The 13,966-nt window shown below is 72.0% G+C and carries 12 protein-coding genes and 1 rRNA gene; 1 reads left to right on the plus strand and 12 read right to left on the minus strand.

The genetic code is table 11. The features are described 5' to 3' along the window. Positions 1-42 precede the first annotated feature (42 nt). Entirely contained in the window at positions 43-1,533 is a 1,491-nt protein-coding gene (locus tag IF01_RS0136265; protein WP_078880616.1) for an MFS transporter, read from the plus strand. 159 nt (positions 1,534-1,692) lie between these two features. On the opposite strand, the gene IF01_RS0136270 is transcribed toward IF01_RS0136265, so the two are convergent. The 12 genes from IF01_RS0136270 to rrf form a co-directional block, all read right to left on the minus strand. Beyond that, a complete protein-coding gene (locus IF01_RS0136270) occupies positions 1,693-3,135 on the minus strand; it encodes a DNA polymerase IV (protein WP_078880617.1) in 1,443 nt (480 codons plus the stop codon). Positions 3,136-3,198: 63 nt separating this feature from the next. Further along, complete coding sequence (locus IF01_RS0136275; RefSeq protein WP_208624394.1) at positions 3,199-3,966, minus strand: SanA/YdcF family protein; 768 nt, start codon at positions 3,964-3,966, stop codon at positions 3,199-3,201. A 141-nt stretch (positions 3,967-4,107) separates the two neighbouring features. Continuing rightward, on the minus strand, positions 4,108-4,770 hold the full coding sequence (locus IF01_RS0136280) for a MerR family transcriptional regulator (protein WP_078880619.1): 663 nt from the start codon (positions 4,768-4,770) through the stop codon (positions 4,108-4,110). 285 nt (positions 4,771-5,055) lie between these two features. Continuing rightward, positions 5,056-5,532: a bifunctional nuclease family protein gene (locus IF01_RS0136285; protein ID WP_030303568.1), complete on the minus strand. Its 477-nt coding sequence runs from the start codon at positions 5,530-5,532 to the stop codon at positions 5,056-5,058. A 122-nt stretch (positions 5,533-5,654) separates the two neighbouring features. Beyond that, positions 5,655-6,347, minus strand: coding sequence for a transcriptional regulator FtsR (gene ftsR, locus IF01_RS0136290; protein WP_037782528.1), 693 nt, complete (start codon positions 6,345-6,347; stop codon positions 5,655-5,657). 179 nt (positions 6,348-6,526) lie between these two features. After that, entirely contained in the window at positions 6,527-7,069 is a 543-nt protein-coding gene (locus tag IF01_RS51455) for a double zinc ribbon and FHA domain-containing protein (protein ID WP_030397899.1), read from the minus strand. Between the two features lie 451 nt (positions 7,070-7,520). Next, positions 7,521-8,519, minus strand: coding sequence for a DUF881 domain-containing protein (locus IF01_RS49435; RefSeq protein ID WP_244215731.1), 999 nt, complete (start codon positions 8,517-8,519; stop codon positions 7,521-7,523). Positions 8,520-8,910: 391 nt separating this feature from the next. Continuing rightward, complete coding sequence (locus IF01_RS0136305) at positions 8,911-9,243, minus strand: small basic family protein (protein ID WP_030062488.1); 333 nt, start codon at positions 9,241-9,243, stop codon at positions 8,911-8,913. Next, positions 9,240-10,388: a DUF881 domain-containing protein gene (locus IF01_RS42840; RefSeq protein ID WP_078880624.1), complete on the minus strand. Its 1,149-nt coding sequence runs from the start codon at positions 10,386-10,388 to the stop codon at positions 9,240-9,242. Before IF01_RS42840 ends, IF01_RS0136305 begins: the two co-directional genes overlap by 4 nt. Positions 10,389-10,529: 141 nt before the next feature. Then, the gene (locus IF01_RS0136315; RefSeq protein ID WP_030397902.1) at positions 10,530-13,025 is read right to left on the minus strand and encodes a sugar phosphate nucleotidyltransferase; all 2,496 of its coding nucleotides are present in this window, start codon (positions 13,023-13,025) and stop codon (positions 10,530-10,532) included. 125 nt (positions 13,026-13,150) lie between these two features. After that, the gene (gene clsA / locus IF01_RS0136320) at positions 13,151-13,771 is read right to left on the minus strand and encodes a cardiolipin synthase ClsA (RefSeq protein ID WP_030397903.1); all 621 of its coding nucleotides are present in this window, start codon (positions 13,769-13,771) and stop codon (positions 13,151-13,153) included. Positions 13,772-13,869: 98 nt separating this feature from the next. Further along, positions 13,870-13,966, minus strand: a 5S ribosomal RNA gene (gene rrf / locus IF01_RS44610); the annotation flags it as partial.

Here is a 13,966-nt window from a genome sequence, read left to right on the forward strand (position 1 = left end):
TGGTTACTTCAGTTCATTCACTATGTACGAGAGGAAGCAACCGTGAGTGAGGCACCACAGCCCACCACCACGACCGAGAAGCAGAGCAGCGCCCGGGTCCTGCCGGCCCTCATCCTGGCGATGCTGTCGTTCAGCGTGGTGCAGACCGCGGTCGTTCCGATCCTGCCCTCGCTCGCCAAGGAACTGAGCGTCTCCGGCTCCAGCATCACCTGGCTGATGACGGCCAATCTGCTGTCCGCCGCCGTGCTCACCCCGTTGCTCGGCCGCTTCGGCGACCTGCGCGGCCGCAAGCCGATGCTGCTGATCTCGCTCACCGGCCTGGTCGCGGGCTCCGCGCTCGCCGTCTCGACCCACTCCTTCACCTGGCTGGTCGTCGCCCGCGTGCTCCAGGGCGCCGGCGGTGGCGTGCTCCCGCTGGCCATCAGCATCGTCCGCGACGAGCTGCCCAAGCAGAAGGTGACCGGCGGCGTCGCCGCCATCAGCGCCTCGATGGGCGTCGGCAGCGGCCTCGGCCTGGTCGCCACCGGCCTGCTGCTGGAGCACTGGAGCTACAAGTCGATCTTCTGGATGGGCCTGGCCTTCGGCCTGCTCGCGATCGCCCTGGTCGCCTTCCGGGTGCCCAGCGACCCGGTCACCGACAAGGAGGGCGGCGCCGACCCGCTCGGCGCCATCACCCTGGCCGGCTGGCTCTCCGCCCTGCTGGTCGCGGTCAGCCAGGGCAACCACTGGGGCTGGACCTCCACCAAGACCCTCGGCCTGTTCGCCGTCGCCGCCGTGGTCGCCCTGCTCTGGGGCGTCATCGAGGTCAAGGTCAAGCACCCGCTGGTCGACATGAAGATGATGTCCCGCCCGGCCGTCGCCTTCACCAACCTCGCCGGCCTGCTCATCGGCTTCGGCATGTACGGCTCGTTCATGGTGATCAGCAACTTCGCCCAGACCCCGGAGAAGTTCGCCCACTACGGCTTCACCGCCACCGTGCTGCACGCCGGTGTCATGCTGCTGCCCTCCGCCCTCGGCTCGATGGTCGCCGCCCCGCTCGGCGCCATGCTGATCGCCCGCCGCGGCCCGCGCCTGCCGCTGGTCCTCGGTGGCGTCCTCGGCGCCGTCGCGATGGCCTACCTGGCCCTGCGGCACAGCCACGAGGGCGACATCTACCTCTCTTCGGCCATCTTCGGCCTCGGCATCGGCCTCGCCTTCTCGGCGATGCCCGCCTACATCAACGGCGCCGTCCCGGTCGAGCAGAGCGGCATCGCCAACGGCATGAACGCCGTGCTGCGCACCGTCGGCGGCGCGATCGGCACCGCCGTCATGGCCGCCATCCTCACCGGCGACACCATGAAGCTGCCGATCCCGATCGCGCTGCCCACCCTGGACGCGTACAAGCACGCGTTCTGGACCGCCGCCGTGGTCTGCATCGTGGCCGGCGCCGTCCCGTTCCTGATCCGCACCGTCCGGCCGACCACCGCGGTGGCCTCCGGCAACACGACGGCGGACCTCTCCTCCGGCCGCGAGCCGGTCAAGACCGACGCCTGACGAGGCGTCCCGCCCCGCGCCCAGGGACAGGGCGCGGGGCCCGGACCAGGACGGTCGCCGAGGGCATCGCGACCGTCCACGGCCCGGACCCGAAGCGGCCCCACCCGGCTCCCCCGCCGGGTGGGGCCGCTTCGTTCCCGCACCCGGCGAGCGAGCCGCTCAGCCCTCCCCCGGACCGTCCCCGACGCCCTCCGCCCCCGCTTCGTCCTCGTCCCCGTCCTCGACCCCGGGCCACCCCTGACGCAGCGGCAGCGGCCGGGCCGGCTCCAGCGCCGGATCGTCGATCCGGAACGTCCGCACCCGGCCCGGCCCGCTCCACGGCGTCTCGAACCGCACCGTCACCCGCCCCACCCCGCTGCCCTGCACCCACCCCGGCCCGTGCTCGGCGTGCCGCACGTCCTGCCCGGGCAGCCAGCGGCGCACCGGCGCCGCCTGCTCCTCGACCGGCTCCGGCTCCTCCGCCACGCCCGCCCCGGCCTCCGCCCCGGCCGCCGCCTCCTCCCGGACGGCCTGCGCGAAGAGGTCCTCCTGGGTGTAGTCGGCCAACTGCGCCACCCCGACGCCCAGCAGCCGCACCCCGCCGGTGATGTCCACCTGCGAGGCCAGCCGTCGCGCCGTCTCGACGACCACCGCCTCGTCGTCCGTCGGCCCCCGCAGCGTCTCCGAACGGGTCAGCGTCGAGAAGTCGAACCGCCGCACCTTCAGCACCACCGTCCGCCCCGAGCGCCCGGCCCCGCGCAGCCGCCGCACACAGCGCAGCGCCAGCGCCTCCACCTCGCGCAGCACCCGGTCCCGGTCGGCCAGGTCGACCTCGAAGGTGTCCTCCACCGACACCGACTTGGCGTCCTGGTCCGCCACCACCGGCCGGTCGTCCAGCCCTATGGACATGGCGTGGACGCCGAGGCCGTGCGCCTTCCCCAGCAGCTGCACCAGCTCCGCCTCGCCCGCCTCCGCGAGCTCCGCCACCGTGTTCAGCCCGGCCCGTCGCAGCACCTGCTCGGTGGCCGGGCCGATCCCGGGCAGCGCCCGCACCGGCATCGGCCCGAGCACCGCGCGCTCCTGCCCCGGCTCGATCAGCACCAGGCCGTCCGGCTTGGCCTGCTCGGAGGCGATCTTGGCCATCAGCTTCGACCCGGCCACCCCGACCGAGGCGGTCAGCCCGGTCCGCTCCACGATGTCCGCGCGCAGGTCCTCGGCCAGGGCCAGCAGCAGCCGCTCCCCCGTCCCGTGCTCCGCCTCGGCGAGCACGGGCCCGTACGGACCGGCCTCCAGGTCCACGAAGGCCTCGTCCAGGCTGAGCGGCTGCACCAGCGGCGACAGCTCCCGCAGCAGCCCCATCACCAGCCCGCTCGCCCGCCGGTACGCCTCGAACCGGCCGGCCAGGAAGGCCGCGTTCGGACAGAGCCGGCGCGCCTGCGCCATCGGCATGGCCGAGTGGACCCCGAACTTCCGCGCCTCGTAGGACGCGGTCGACACCACCCCGCGCCCACCGAGCCCGCCGACGATCACCGGCTTGCCGCGCAGGCTCGGCTTGGACGCCTGCTCCACCGCCGCGAAGAAGGCGTCCATGTCGAGGTGGATGATGCTCGGCAGTGACCGCACCCGCCGATCATCCCGCACGGGTCCGACAACGTGTCCGAACCCGGCCGCCGGGGGTCGCCGGGGTCAGCGCACCCCTGCGCCGCCGCCCGCGCCACTTGCCGCTCCACCTACCGCGCCGCCACCGGAGCCGCCGCCCTCGCCGACCGCTCCCGCGTCCGCCAGCGCCTTCGGTATGCCCTGCTCGCGCGGCCCGAGGAACAGCGGGTCCGGCCGCAGCCAGGCGTTCAGCAGCGCCTTGCCGGCCCCCGGGACCTCCCGGAAGCCGCCGTACAGCCAGGTGAGGTCCTTGACCTCCGGCACACCCACCGCGTACGACTCGATCCCCGCCGCCTCGCACAGCGCCAGCGCCCGGCGGACGTGGAAGTCCTGACTCACCAGCACCGCCCGGTCCACCCCGAAGATCCGGTGCGCCCGGGTGCAGGAGTCCCAGGTGTCGAAGCCCGCGTAGTCGCCGACCACCCGCACCTCCGGCACCCCGTGCTCGACCAGGTACCGGCGCATCGCGTCGGTCTCGTCGTAGCTGGTCCGGCCGTTGTCACCGGTCACCAGGATCGCCCGGACCTTCTGCCGCTGGTACAGCTCCACCGCCGCGTCCAGACGGTGCGCCAGGTAGGGCGAGGGCTTCCCGTCGAACAGCCCGGCGCCGAACACCACCGCCACCGGCGCCGAGGGCGCGGTCGCCACCGTCCCCACCCGGTCGCCGGCCGAGATCCAGAGCCAGGCGCTCGGCGCGAGCGCCAGTGAGCAGCCGAGCGTCACCAGCTGGAACAGCCGCCGCTGGGTGGGCCGTCGGCGCAGCCGCCGGCCGAGGCCCACCGCCCTGCGCGCCACCAGCCCGGGGATTCCGGAACCGAACCGCACGTGCCCTCCCTCGTCTCGGCTCACCGGGCACGACGACGCCGTGGGCCCGGACGGTTCCCCGTCCGGGCCCACGGCGTCGTTCCGAAGTTCCCGCCTCGCGCGGGAGAGGCCCTAGACCGCGCGGTTGCGCCGCTGCGCCAGCTCGTCCGCCGGATCGTGGCCGACCACCGTCTCGCCGGTGTCGGTCCGCTCGGCGTGCAGCCGGACCAGGGTCAGCTCCAGCTCCCGCCAGACCGCGCCGACCGCGATGCCGAACACCCCCTGGCCGCCCTTCATCAGGTCGACCACCTGCTGGGGCGTCGTGCACTCGTACACCGTCGCGCCGTCGCACATCAGGGTCGTCCCGGTCAGGTCGGCGACCTCGGCGGCGGCCTGCAGATGGGCGACCGCCACCCGGATGTTCTGCAGCGAGACCCCGGCGTCCAGCAGCCGCTTGACGATCCTCAGCAGCAGGATGTCGCGGAAGCTGTAGAGCCGCTGGCTGCTCGCGGGGTACACCGAGCGCACGCTCGGCTCCAGCAGCCCGGTGCGGGCCCAGTAGTCCAGCTGGCGGTAGGTGATGCCGGCCGCCGTGCAGGCGGTCGGCCCGCGGTAGCCGATCAGCTCCGAGGTCGGCGAGAACCGCTCGATCGCCGGCTGGCCGGGCTGCACGGCCGGGAACCGGCCCACCCTCGGCACTTCCGTCCGGGGCAGTTCGGTCACGGTGCGGGCGGTGCGCGGCAGGTGCACGGTGCACAGGCCTCCCGTGGCCACTTCGTCGCCAGTGCCGGTCATGCCTACCTCCGTCCACTCGTGCTGCGGGCAAACCGGGCCGCGGGCGTCGGACACCCGGGCAGCCTCTCCTGACGGTAGGCAGTCCCCTATGGCCCGTCAACGATCGCCACGCCGGGCCGAACAGACCACATCACTCAGGAGGGTGGTTTTTCGTGCCCCCAGTGTGGGTAGGTGCGCGTTTTTTGGCAAAACGGCCAGCGCCCGCGAGCCCGAAGCACGGGCGCGGGCGACCGCCGTCGGGTCACCGTCGAGCCGCCCCGGGGCCCCTGCGGGGCGGCGGCGGGACTACTGCGGGCCGCTGCCGCCGAAGTCCTCCGGCGAGACCTGGTCCAGGAACTCGCGGAACTTCTCGACCTCGTCCTCCTGCTCGTCCGGGATCGCGATGCCCGCCTCGGCGAGCACCTCCTCGCTCCCGTAGATCGGCGTCCCGGTGCGCAGCGCCAGCGCTATCGCGTCGGACGGCCGGGCGCTCACCTCCACCCCGCCGGCGAAGACCAGCTCGGCGTAGAAGACACCCTCGCGGAGGTCGGTGATCCGGACCTCGGTGAGCTGCTGGCCGAGGGCTTCCAGGACGTCCTTGAAGAGGTCGTGCGTCAGCGGGCGCACCGGCGTCATGCCCTGTTGGGCGAAGGCGATCGCGGTCGCCTCGCCCGGGCCGATCCAGATGGGCAGGTACCGATCGCCCCCGACCTCGCGGAGCAGCACGATCGGCTGGTTGGAAGGCATCTCCACCCGGACACCCACGACGTCGAGCTCATTCACACACGCAACCCTATGGCTCCCGACCCGGATATGAAAGCGCAGCGCCGACGGCGCTGGTCAGGGCCCCGGCGGGGGTGGTGGACGCGACCCCGGAGCAGCCGTCCGGCACGGGGCCCGGCGCGCTAGGGACGGGCCCGCAGACCCGCCTGCACCATGGCCGCGTGCAGCCGTACGGAGAGTGTCGCCAGCTCCCGGGCGGTGGCCTCGGCGTGTGCCCTGGTCTGGGGATTCCGGTGCCGGCGCAGTGGCGCCACGACCTGCTCGACCAGCGCGATCTCGCGGTCCGCGGCGGCCTTCATGGCCCGCAGGTGCCGGGGCTCCAGCCCGTACCGGCCGAGCTCCGCGACCAGTCTGGCGACCTGCAGCGCCTCGCCGTCGTACCCGCCGTCCGGCCCCGGGGCGACCAGCCCGTAGGCCTCCCACTCGGCCAGCGCGGTCTCGCCCGCCTCGGCGGCCGCCAGCAGTTCGGCCCGGCCCAGCCGCACCCCGGTGGCGGCCTCGGCCCCGGCGGTCAGCTCGCGGTCGGCCTCCTCCAGCGGGCCCGGCCGGGTGTCCGCGGCGGGCAGCGCGGGCGGGGCCTCGCCGCGCTCGATCGCGTCCAGGTGCTCGCGGATCACCCGCAGCGGCAGGTAGTGGTCGCGCTGCATCCGCAGCACATAGGCCAGCCGCTCGACGTCGGCAGGGCTGAACTTGCGGTACCCCGAGGGTGTGCGCTGCGGCTCGACCAGCCCCTCCGCCTCCAGGAAGCGGATCTTGGAGATGGTGACCTCGGGGAAGTCGTCACGCAGGAAGGCCAGCACCGCACCGATGCTCAGCAGCTCGTCGCCGCCGCGGCGCCGCCCGGCGGGCCGGTCCGGACGGGCCGGCTGCCTGGGGGCCGCGACCACGCCCCGCGCGCCCTGGTCCGGCGCGGGACCGGACGACGCGGGGGTGGCCGCCCCGAGAGGAGAGGAAGGGGTGTTCGTACTCACTCGGGCTCCTGCCGACGTTGGTTTCAGTACCCCCGGTTGTGGCTGGCGAAGAAGACCAGCCGGTACTTCCCGATCTGGACCTCGTCACCGTTGTTCAGGCCGACCTCGTCGATCCGCTCCCGGTTGACGTAGGTGCCGTTGAGGCTGCCGACGTCGGCGACGGTGAAGCCGCCGCCCGGCGTCCGGCGGAACTCCACGTGCTTGCGGGAGACCGTGACGTCGTCGAGGAAGATGTCGCCCTGCGGGTGGCGGCCGGCCGTGGTCTTGTCCGAGTCCAGCAGGAAGCGGCTGCCGGAGTTCGGGCCGCGCTGGACGATCAGCAGGGCCGAGCCCGGCGGCAGCGCGTCGATCGCCGCCAGCACCTCGGCCGAGAGCGCCGGCGTGCCGGTCCCGGTCGTGGTGTTGGGGTCGTACGACTCCAGGCCGGAGATCGAGATGGTCGAGGTGGTCTCGGCCGATCCCTCGGGCAGCAGCCCACCGCGCAGCGCCGTACCGCAGTTGGAACAGAACCGGGCCGAGGCCGGGTTCTGGTTGCCGCACCTGGGGCACGGAGTGGGGCCAGCCATGTTCACAGCCTCCTGGCGCGGCACACCCGACGGGTTGTGCCCGGCGTACGGGTCCGGAGCAAACCCTCCACCAGAGGTTGAGGGTGCTGACGGGAAACCTATGCGCGGCGCGCCGGAGGGGTCAACCGACGCGCCGTAGCCCGCCTGATTCCCCGCGTACTGGGCCCCGGCACCGTCCCGGAACATGGGGCGCTCGGCGTACTCCGCGCCCTCCGGGGCGGAGCGCATGCCCGGCACACCGGGCTCGTCGTCCCTGCGGTGCAGCGCGGTCGGCGCCTCCGCGGCGGCCGCGTCGCGGCCCTTGTTACGACCGAACAACTTCGAGAAGAAACTCACGGGCGAATCCCCTTGCGTGTGACAGACCCGCCCGTGGGGCAGGGTGAGAACCTCGGACAGGCTGCGGGCCCGGTCGTGGATCGGGCCGGCGGGAGTGGCACTCCGAGTGTGCTGGTCACTTCGGAGCCGGCTTGGCGTACTGCGGCGTCTTCAAGTCGACGAGTGCGTCGACGACCACCTTCTGCTGCTGGGAGATCGTCGCACGCGCCTGGTGGCTCTCCAGAGTACGGACGACACCCCCCGGGATGTTCAGCGCGGGGGTGAGGTCCTGCGGGTTCCCCACGACGGTGAAGCGGTAGGGAGCCGAGACCTTCTTGCCGTCGATCTGCACACCGCCGCCGGACACGTCCGTGAAGTAGGTGTTGACCACCACGCGCACATCGTTGATCTGAATCGCCTCCGCCCCCGCCGCTCGTAGTTCCTGCAGGGTGTCCAGCAGCATATCTGCCTTCACCTGCCCTTGGGGATCATCGACCGTCAGTACGATGCCCGGACCTGTGGCCTTGACGGTCCCGGCGAGCACGCCGAGTTCCGTCACCTTCTTCCTGGTCTGCTCCTGGGCTTCCTTGGCCTGGTTGGAGCTGTTCTCCAACTTGGCCAGGGACTGCTCCAACTCCGCCTTCTCCTGCTGGAGACGCTGCTGACGGCTGTCCAGTTCGTCGAGGATACGAACCAGGTCCTCCTGGCGCGCACCACGCAGCTGGCTGTGATGGTCGTTGGTCGAGCGGACCTGGATCGCGAGCCCCAGACCGAGCGCGAACAGCAGCACCGCCACCACCAGCTGACCGCGCGACATCCTCGGCGGCCACAGTGCCGCCTTGAGCCGCCGGCGCCCGGAGTGGCGGTCCACCGCCTGCGCGGACACCGACATCGGCGCGGGCTCGACCTCCTCCGGATCCTCCTCGAACCCGGGCTCGTCCTCGGGCTCGGGCTCGTCCTCGGGCTCCGGCGCGGACCTGGGCGCGGACTCGGGCGCGGGCACCGGCAGAAGCTCCGGCGCGAGCGTCGGCAGGAGCTTCGGCTCCGGCTTCGACGCGGGCTCCTGCTTCGGCTCGGCCTTCGACTCCGGCCGGAGCTCCGGCCGCGGCGCGGCCTTCGGCTCGGGCCGTGCCACCGGCGCCGCCGGACCCGGGCCGGGCGTCCACGCGGCCGTCTCCGGCGCACGCGCGGGCGCGGGCGTCGCCCCGGGGGCGTGCCCGACCGGAGCCCCGGAAACCGGCCGCGTCACGGGCCCCGGCACCCGCTCGGGCTCCTGGACGCGCTCGTGGACGCGCTCCGGCTCGACCTCGGGCTCGACCTCGGACTCGGACTCGGACTCGGGCTCGGACTCGGGGGTCCGCTCGACCGGCCCGGCCGGGCGGCCAATCGGACGTCCTGGTACCGGCCCCTCGACCCCGACGGTCACCGTCCCGTCCGAGGACCTTTCCCCCTGCTTCTCGTCCCGCACGACATCTCCCGCCGATCCGTCCACTTCCTCCTCCGCCGCCGCGCGCCCGCGGCCCGGCTCAGGCACGGAAGACATGGCGCCTGATCGCGGCCGCGTTGGAGAAGATGCGGATGCCGAGGACGACGACCACACCGGTGGACAGCTGCGAGCCGACCCCCAGCTGGTCGCCGAGGAAGACGATCAGCGCCGCCACCACCACGTTCGACAGGAACGACACGATGAACACCTTGTCGTTGAAGATGCCGTCCAGCATCGCCCGGACGCCGCCGAACACCGCGTCCAGCGCCGCCACCACCGCGATCGGGAGATAGGGCACCACGGCGTCGGGCACCTCGGGCTGGACGAAGAGTCCGACGACGACGCCGATCACGAGACCCAGTACGGCAATCACGGTGTAGCTGCTCCAGTCGCTGCGGAGGACGACCCGGTGGTCGTGGTGGACGGGCGGGAGCCCTTGGCGGGCGGTGAGGACGCCGGGGGCGGTGAGGTGGTGGTTCTGGCCGGCGTACTCGGTGAGCGCTTGGCGGGGGTCGACCCGCTCGGCTTCGGCGAGGGCGAGCCCGAGGCGGACGGACCGGAGGAGGCCGGGGCGGACGGCGACGGGCTCCCGGACGGCGAGCCGCTCGCGCCACCCGTCGGAGCGCCGGTCGGCGAGGTCTCGGGCACCGCGGGCTGCGCGGTCCGCAGGCTCACACCGACGGCCGCGGGCAGCGTCAGGCTCTTCTGGGCCGACAGGGTCGACTTGATGCCGTACTTCTCCTGCAGCAGCCGCAGGTACTGACCGGCCATGGCGCTCTCGAAGGCGCCCAGCAGTCGCGGCCCGTCCCCCAGCGCCTGCACGGTGTACGGCGGCACCAGCGGCCGGTTGTCCACCAGGACGGCCTCGCCGGCCGCGCGGATCGCCGAGAGCGCGGTGAGCCGCTGCCCGTTGATGGAGACCGCCTCCGCGCCCGAGGCCCAGAGTCCGTTCACCACCAGCTGGAGGTCCCGGTCCCGCAGCCGCCCGCTGTTGGAGAAGCCCTGCCCGGCACGCGGGTCGACGTTGCCGCCGGCGCCCGTCCCGGCCGCGTCCTCCAGCACCAGCTTCACACCCGGGCCGGTGACCTCGGCCAGGCCGACCCCGCCGGCCAGTGCCGCCGGGTCGCCCTCCCCCGGGGCGAGCGCCTGCCGCTGGGTGCTGTCGACCTTCCGGCGCAGGTCCTGGACCTGCTGCTGGAGGTGGTCGGCCGAGCCGTTGGCGTCGTTGATCCGGTGGATCAGGGCATCGCGCTCCTTGGCCAGCGTCGGCTCGGCCTTGTGCGCGTTCACCGCCCCGACCGTGATGACCGCGCCGACCAGCGCCAGCCCGGCGCCCAGGGTGATCAGCCCGCGCACCGTCCCCGGTATCCGGTACGGCCCGTCCCCGCCCCGCGCGGCGGCCGCCTCGGCGTACCCCTCGTCGAGGCTGTGGTCCATCACATTGGTCAGCAGGGACATCGAGGCATCGGGACGGTTGTACCGTCCACTGCTGGCACCCTGCCCCGGCGTCGCTGACATGCCGACCATCGTCCCATGTCGCGCGAGGGCCCTGCGCACGCCCCCTGACCTGCAAATATTCCAAATACGGCGGAACACGACCAACCGCCCGAAACGGACAGCGGGGCGGAGCGGCAACCGCCGCTCCGCCCCGCTGCGGGCTCAGCGCCCGGCGCTGTCGACCACCGCAGCCCACTCGTCGAGCAGGGCCTCGGTCGCCGCGTCGTCCGGCCCCTCCGCCCACAGATGGGTGACCGCCTCGGCCGGATCCGGCAGCACCAGCGTCCACCGCCCGTCCGCCTCGACCACGCGCACACCGTCCGTGGTGTCCAGCTGCCGGGTACCGGCCGCCTCGACCACCGAGCGCATCACCATGCCCTTGGCCGCCCACGGCGTCGCGATGTCCCGGCGGCGGATGTGCGCCTGCGGGATCCGCGCGTCGATCTGGCTCAGGGTGAGCTGGGTCCTGGCCACCAGGCCGACCAGCCGGACGAAGGCCGCGGCCCCGTCCAGCACCCCGCTGAACTCCGGCACCACGAACCCGCCGCGCCCGTCGCCGCCGAACACCGTGCCCTCGGCGGCGGCCGCCTTGGCCAGGTCGTCCGGCGTCGTCGTGGTCCAGGTGACCTGCGTGCCGTGGTACGCCGCGACCTGCTCGGCGATCCGGGTCGTGGTCACCGGGAGCGCGACCTGCCCGCTGCGCCGCTCGGCCGCGACCAGGTCCAGCAGGACCAGCAGCGCCCGGTCGTCGTCGATCACCCGGCCGAGCTCGTCCACGAAGGCCACCCGCTCGCCCACCGGGTCGAACCGCACGCCGAAGGCGGCGCGCGAGGACGCGACCAGCTCGCCGAGCCGGGCCAGCCCGGCCCGCCGCTCCTCGGCGTCCTCGGTCGGCCGTGCCTCGTCCAGCCCGCCGGAGACGGTCAGCGCCTCCACCCCGAGCCGGCCGAGGATGCTCGGCAGAACGAGCCCCGCGCTGCCGTGCGCGGTGTCGACCACCACCTTCAGACCGGCCTCCCGCACGCCCGTGGTGTCCACGGCCCGCAGCAGATTGCCCGCGTAGCCGTCGAAGACGCTCGACGGGAAGGTCAGGTCACCGATCTCCCCCGGGAACGCGCGCCGGTACTCCTGGCGTGCGTAGACCCGGTCGAGCTTGCGCTGCCCGGCCTGGGACAGATCGGCGCCCCGCTCGTCGAAGAACAGGATGTCCAGCGAGTCCGGCACCCCGGGGGTGGTGCGCAGGAAGATCCCGCCGGCACTGCCCCGCGCGGTGTGCTGCCGCGCCACCGGCATCGGCACGTTCTCCAGGTCGCGGACGTCGATCGCGCTGGTCTGCAACGCCGAGATCATCGCCCGCTTGAGTGCCCGCGCACCACGCGAGTGGTCACGCGCGATGGTGACGGTCGCACCCTTCTTCAAGGTCGTCGCGTACGCCCCGGCCAGCCTGACGGCCAGCTCCGGGGTGATCTCGACGTTGAGGATGCCGGAGACGCCGCGCACCCCGAACAGGTGCTCCTGCCCGCGGGACTCCCAGATCACCGAGGTGTTGACGACCGCTCCGGCCTCGATGGTCTTGAACGGGTAGACCCGGACGTTGGCCCCGATGATCGACTCCTCGCCGACCAGGCACTCGTCCCCGATCACCGCGCCGTCCTCGATCCGCGCGGCCCGCATCACATCGGTGTTCTTGCCGACGACGCAGCCCCGCAGATTGCTCTGCGGCCCGATGTAGACGTTGTCGTGCACGACCGCCTTGTGGAGGAAGGCGCCGCGTTTGACCACGACGTTGCTGCCGAGCACGGTGTGCTCGCGGATCTCGACGCCCGCCTCGACCTTGGCGTAGTCACCGATGTACAGCGGACCGCGGAGAATCGCCTCCGGGTCCACCTCGGCCCCCTCGGCCACCCAGACGCCCGGCGAGATCTCGAAACCGTCGAGCTCGACCTCGACCTTGCCGTCCAGGACGTCCGCCTGGGCCTTGCCGTAGCTCTCGTGGGTGCCCACGTCCTCCCAGTAGCCCTCGGCCACATAGCCGTAGACCCGCTTGCCCTCCTTGAGCAACTGCGGGAACACGTCGCTCGACCAGTCCACCGACTCGCCGGCCGCGACGTAGTCGAAGACCTCGGGCTCCATCACATAGATACCGGTGTTCACCGTGTCCGAGAAGACCTGGCCCCAGGTCGGCTTCTCCAGGAAGCGCTCGACCCGGCCCTCGTCGTCGGTGATCGTGATACCGAACTCCAGGGGATTCGGCACCCTGGTGAGACAGACAGTGACCAATGCGTTCTTGCTGCGGTGGAACTCGATCAATTCCGAGAGGTTGAAGTCGGTCAAAGCGTCGCCGGAGATCACCAGAAAGGAGTCGTCCTTGAGGGCGTCCTCGGCGTTCTTGACACTCCCCGCAGTGCCGAGTGGGGTCTCCTCGTTCGCATAGGTGAGATGCATGCCCAGCTCTTCGCCGTCACCGAAGTAGTTCTTCACCAGTGAGGCCAGGAACTGGACGGTCACGACGGTGTCGGAGAGACCGTGCCGCTTCAGCAGCCGAAGCACGTGCTCCATGATCGGCATATTGGCGACCGGGAGCAGAGGCTTCGGCATGCTGGAGGTCATCGGGCGAAGTCGAGTGCCTTCGCCCCCTGCCATAACAACGGCTTTCATTACGGGTGCGTCCTCCTTCGCGGTGGTGGACCGGTCAGGTCCATCAAACCGTTCCAGAGGGAGGTCTACCCGGAAGATATCGTCCGACGCACCGTGGCGACGTGGGACTTCTCTCAGATCGCGTCTCAGACCGTGGACGGCGACGAGGCCGAGCCACCGCGGACGATCTGTCGCACCTGGACCGCGTAAAGAATGGCAGCCCACCAGTACAGCGTGGCACCCCACCAGATGAACGCCCAGCTCACGATCTCGGCCGGCCGGGCGATCCAGCTGTGCCCGGAGCCGAGCAGCAGAAGCGGAAACGCGTACATCAGATTGAACGTCGCGGCCTTCCCCAGGAAACTCACCTGCAACGGCCCGTAGCCGTGCCGGTTGAGAATCGGCAGCAGCCCCGCGATAAACACCTCGCGTGCCAACAGGATCGCCGTCAGCCACCACGGCAGGATCTCACGCCAGGTCAGGCCGACCAGGGTGGAAAGCACATAGAGCCGGTCCGCCAGCGGGTCGAGCAGCTGCCCCACCCGGCTGATCTGCCCCCACCTGCGCGCGAGTTTCCCGTCCAGGTAATCACTGATGCCACTGAGCATCAGGATCAGCAACGCCCACCCGTCGTTGTTCGGACCGTCGAACACCGGCCAGAGGATCAGCCAGAGGAACAGCGGAACACCGACCAGCCGGCCCATGCTCAGCAGGTTGGGGATGGTGAGGACGCGATCGGTCTGGACCCGCGTCTCCTGGACCTCCACCCGGGGGGCCTCCTGTCACGTATGGCAACTTTTCACGTCGACCTTACAACAGAAAAGCCCCCGACCGATTACCCGGCGGGGGCTCTTCCAGAAAATTTGTTCGGCGGCGTCCTACTCTCCCACAGGGTCCCCCCTGCAGTACCATCGGCGCTGTGAGGCTTAGCTTCCGGGTTCGGAATGTAACCGGGCGTTTCC

Source organism: Kitasatospora purpeofusca (assembly GCF_000718025.1).
GTDB classification, from domain to species: Bacteria; Actinomycetota; Actinomycetes; order Streptomycetales; family Streptomycetaceae; genus Kitasatospora; species Kitasatospora purpeofusca.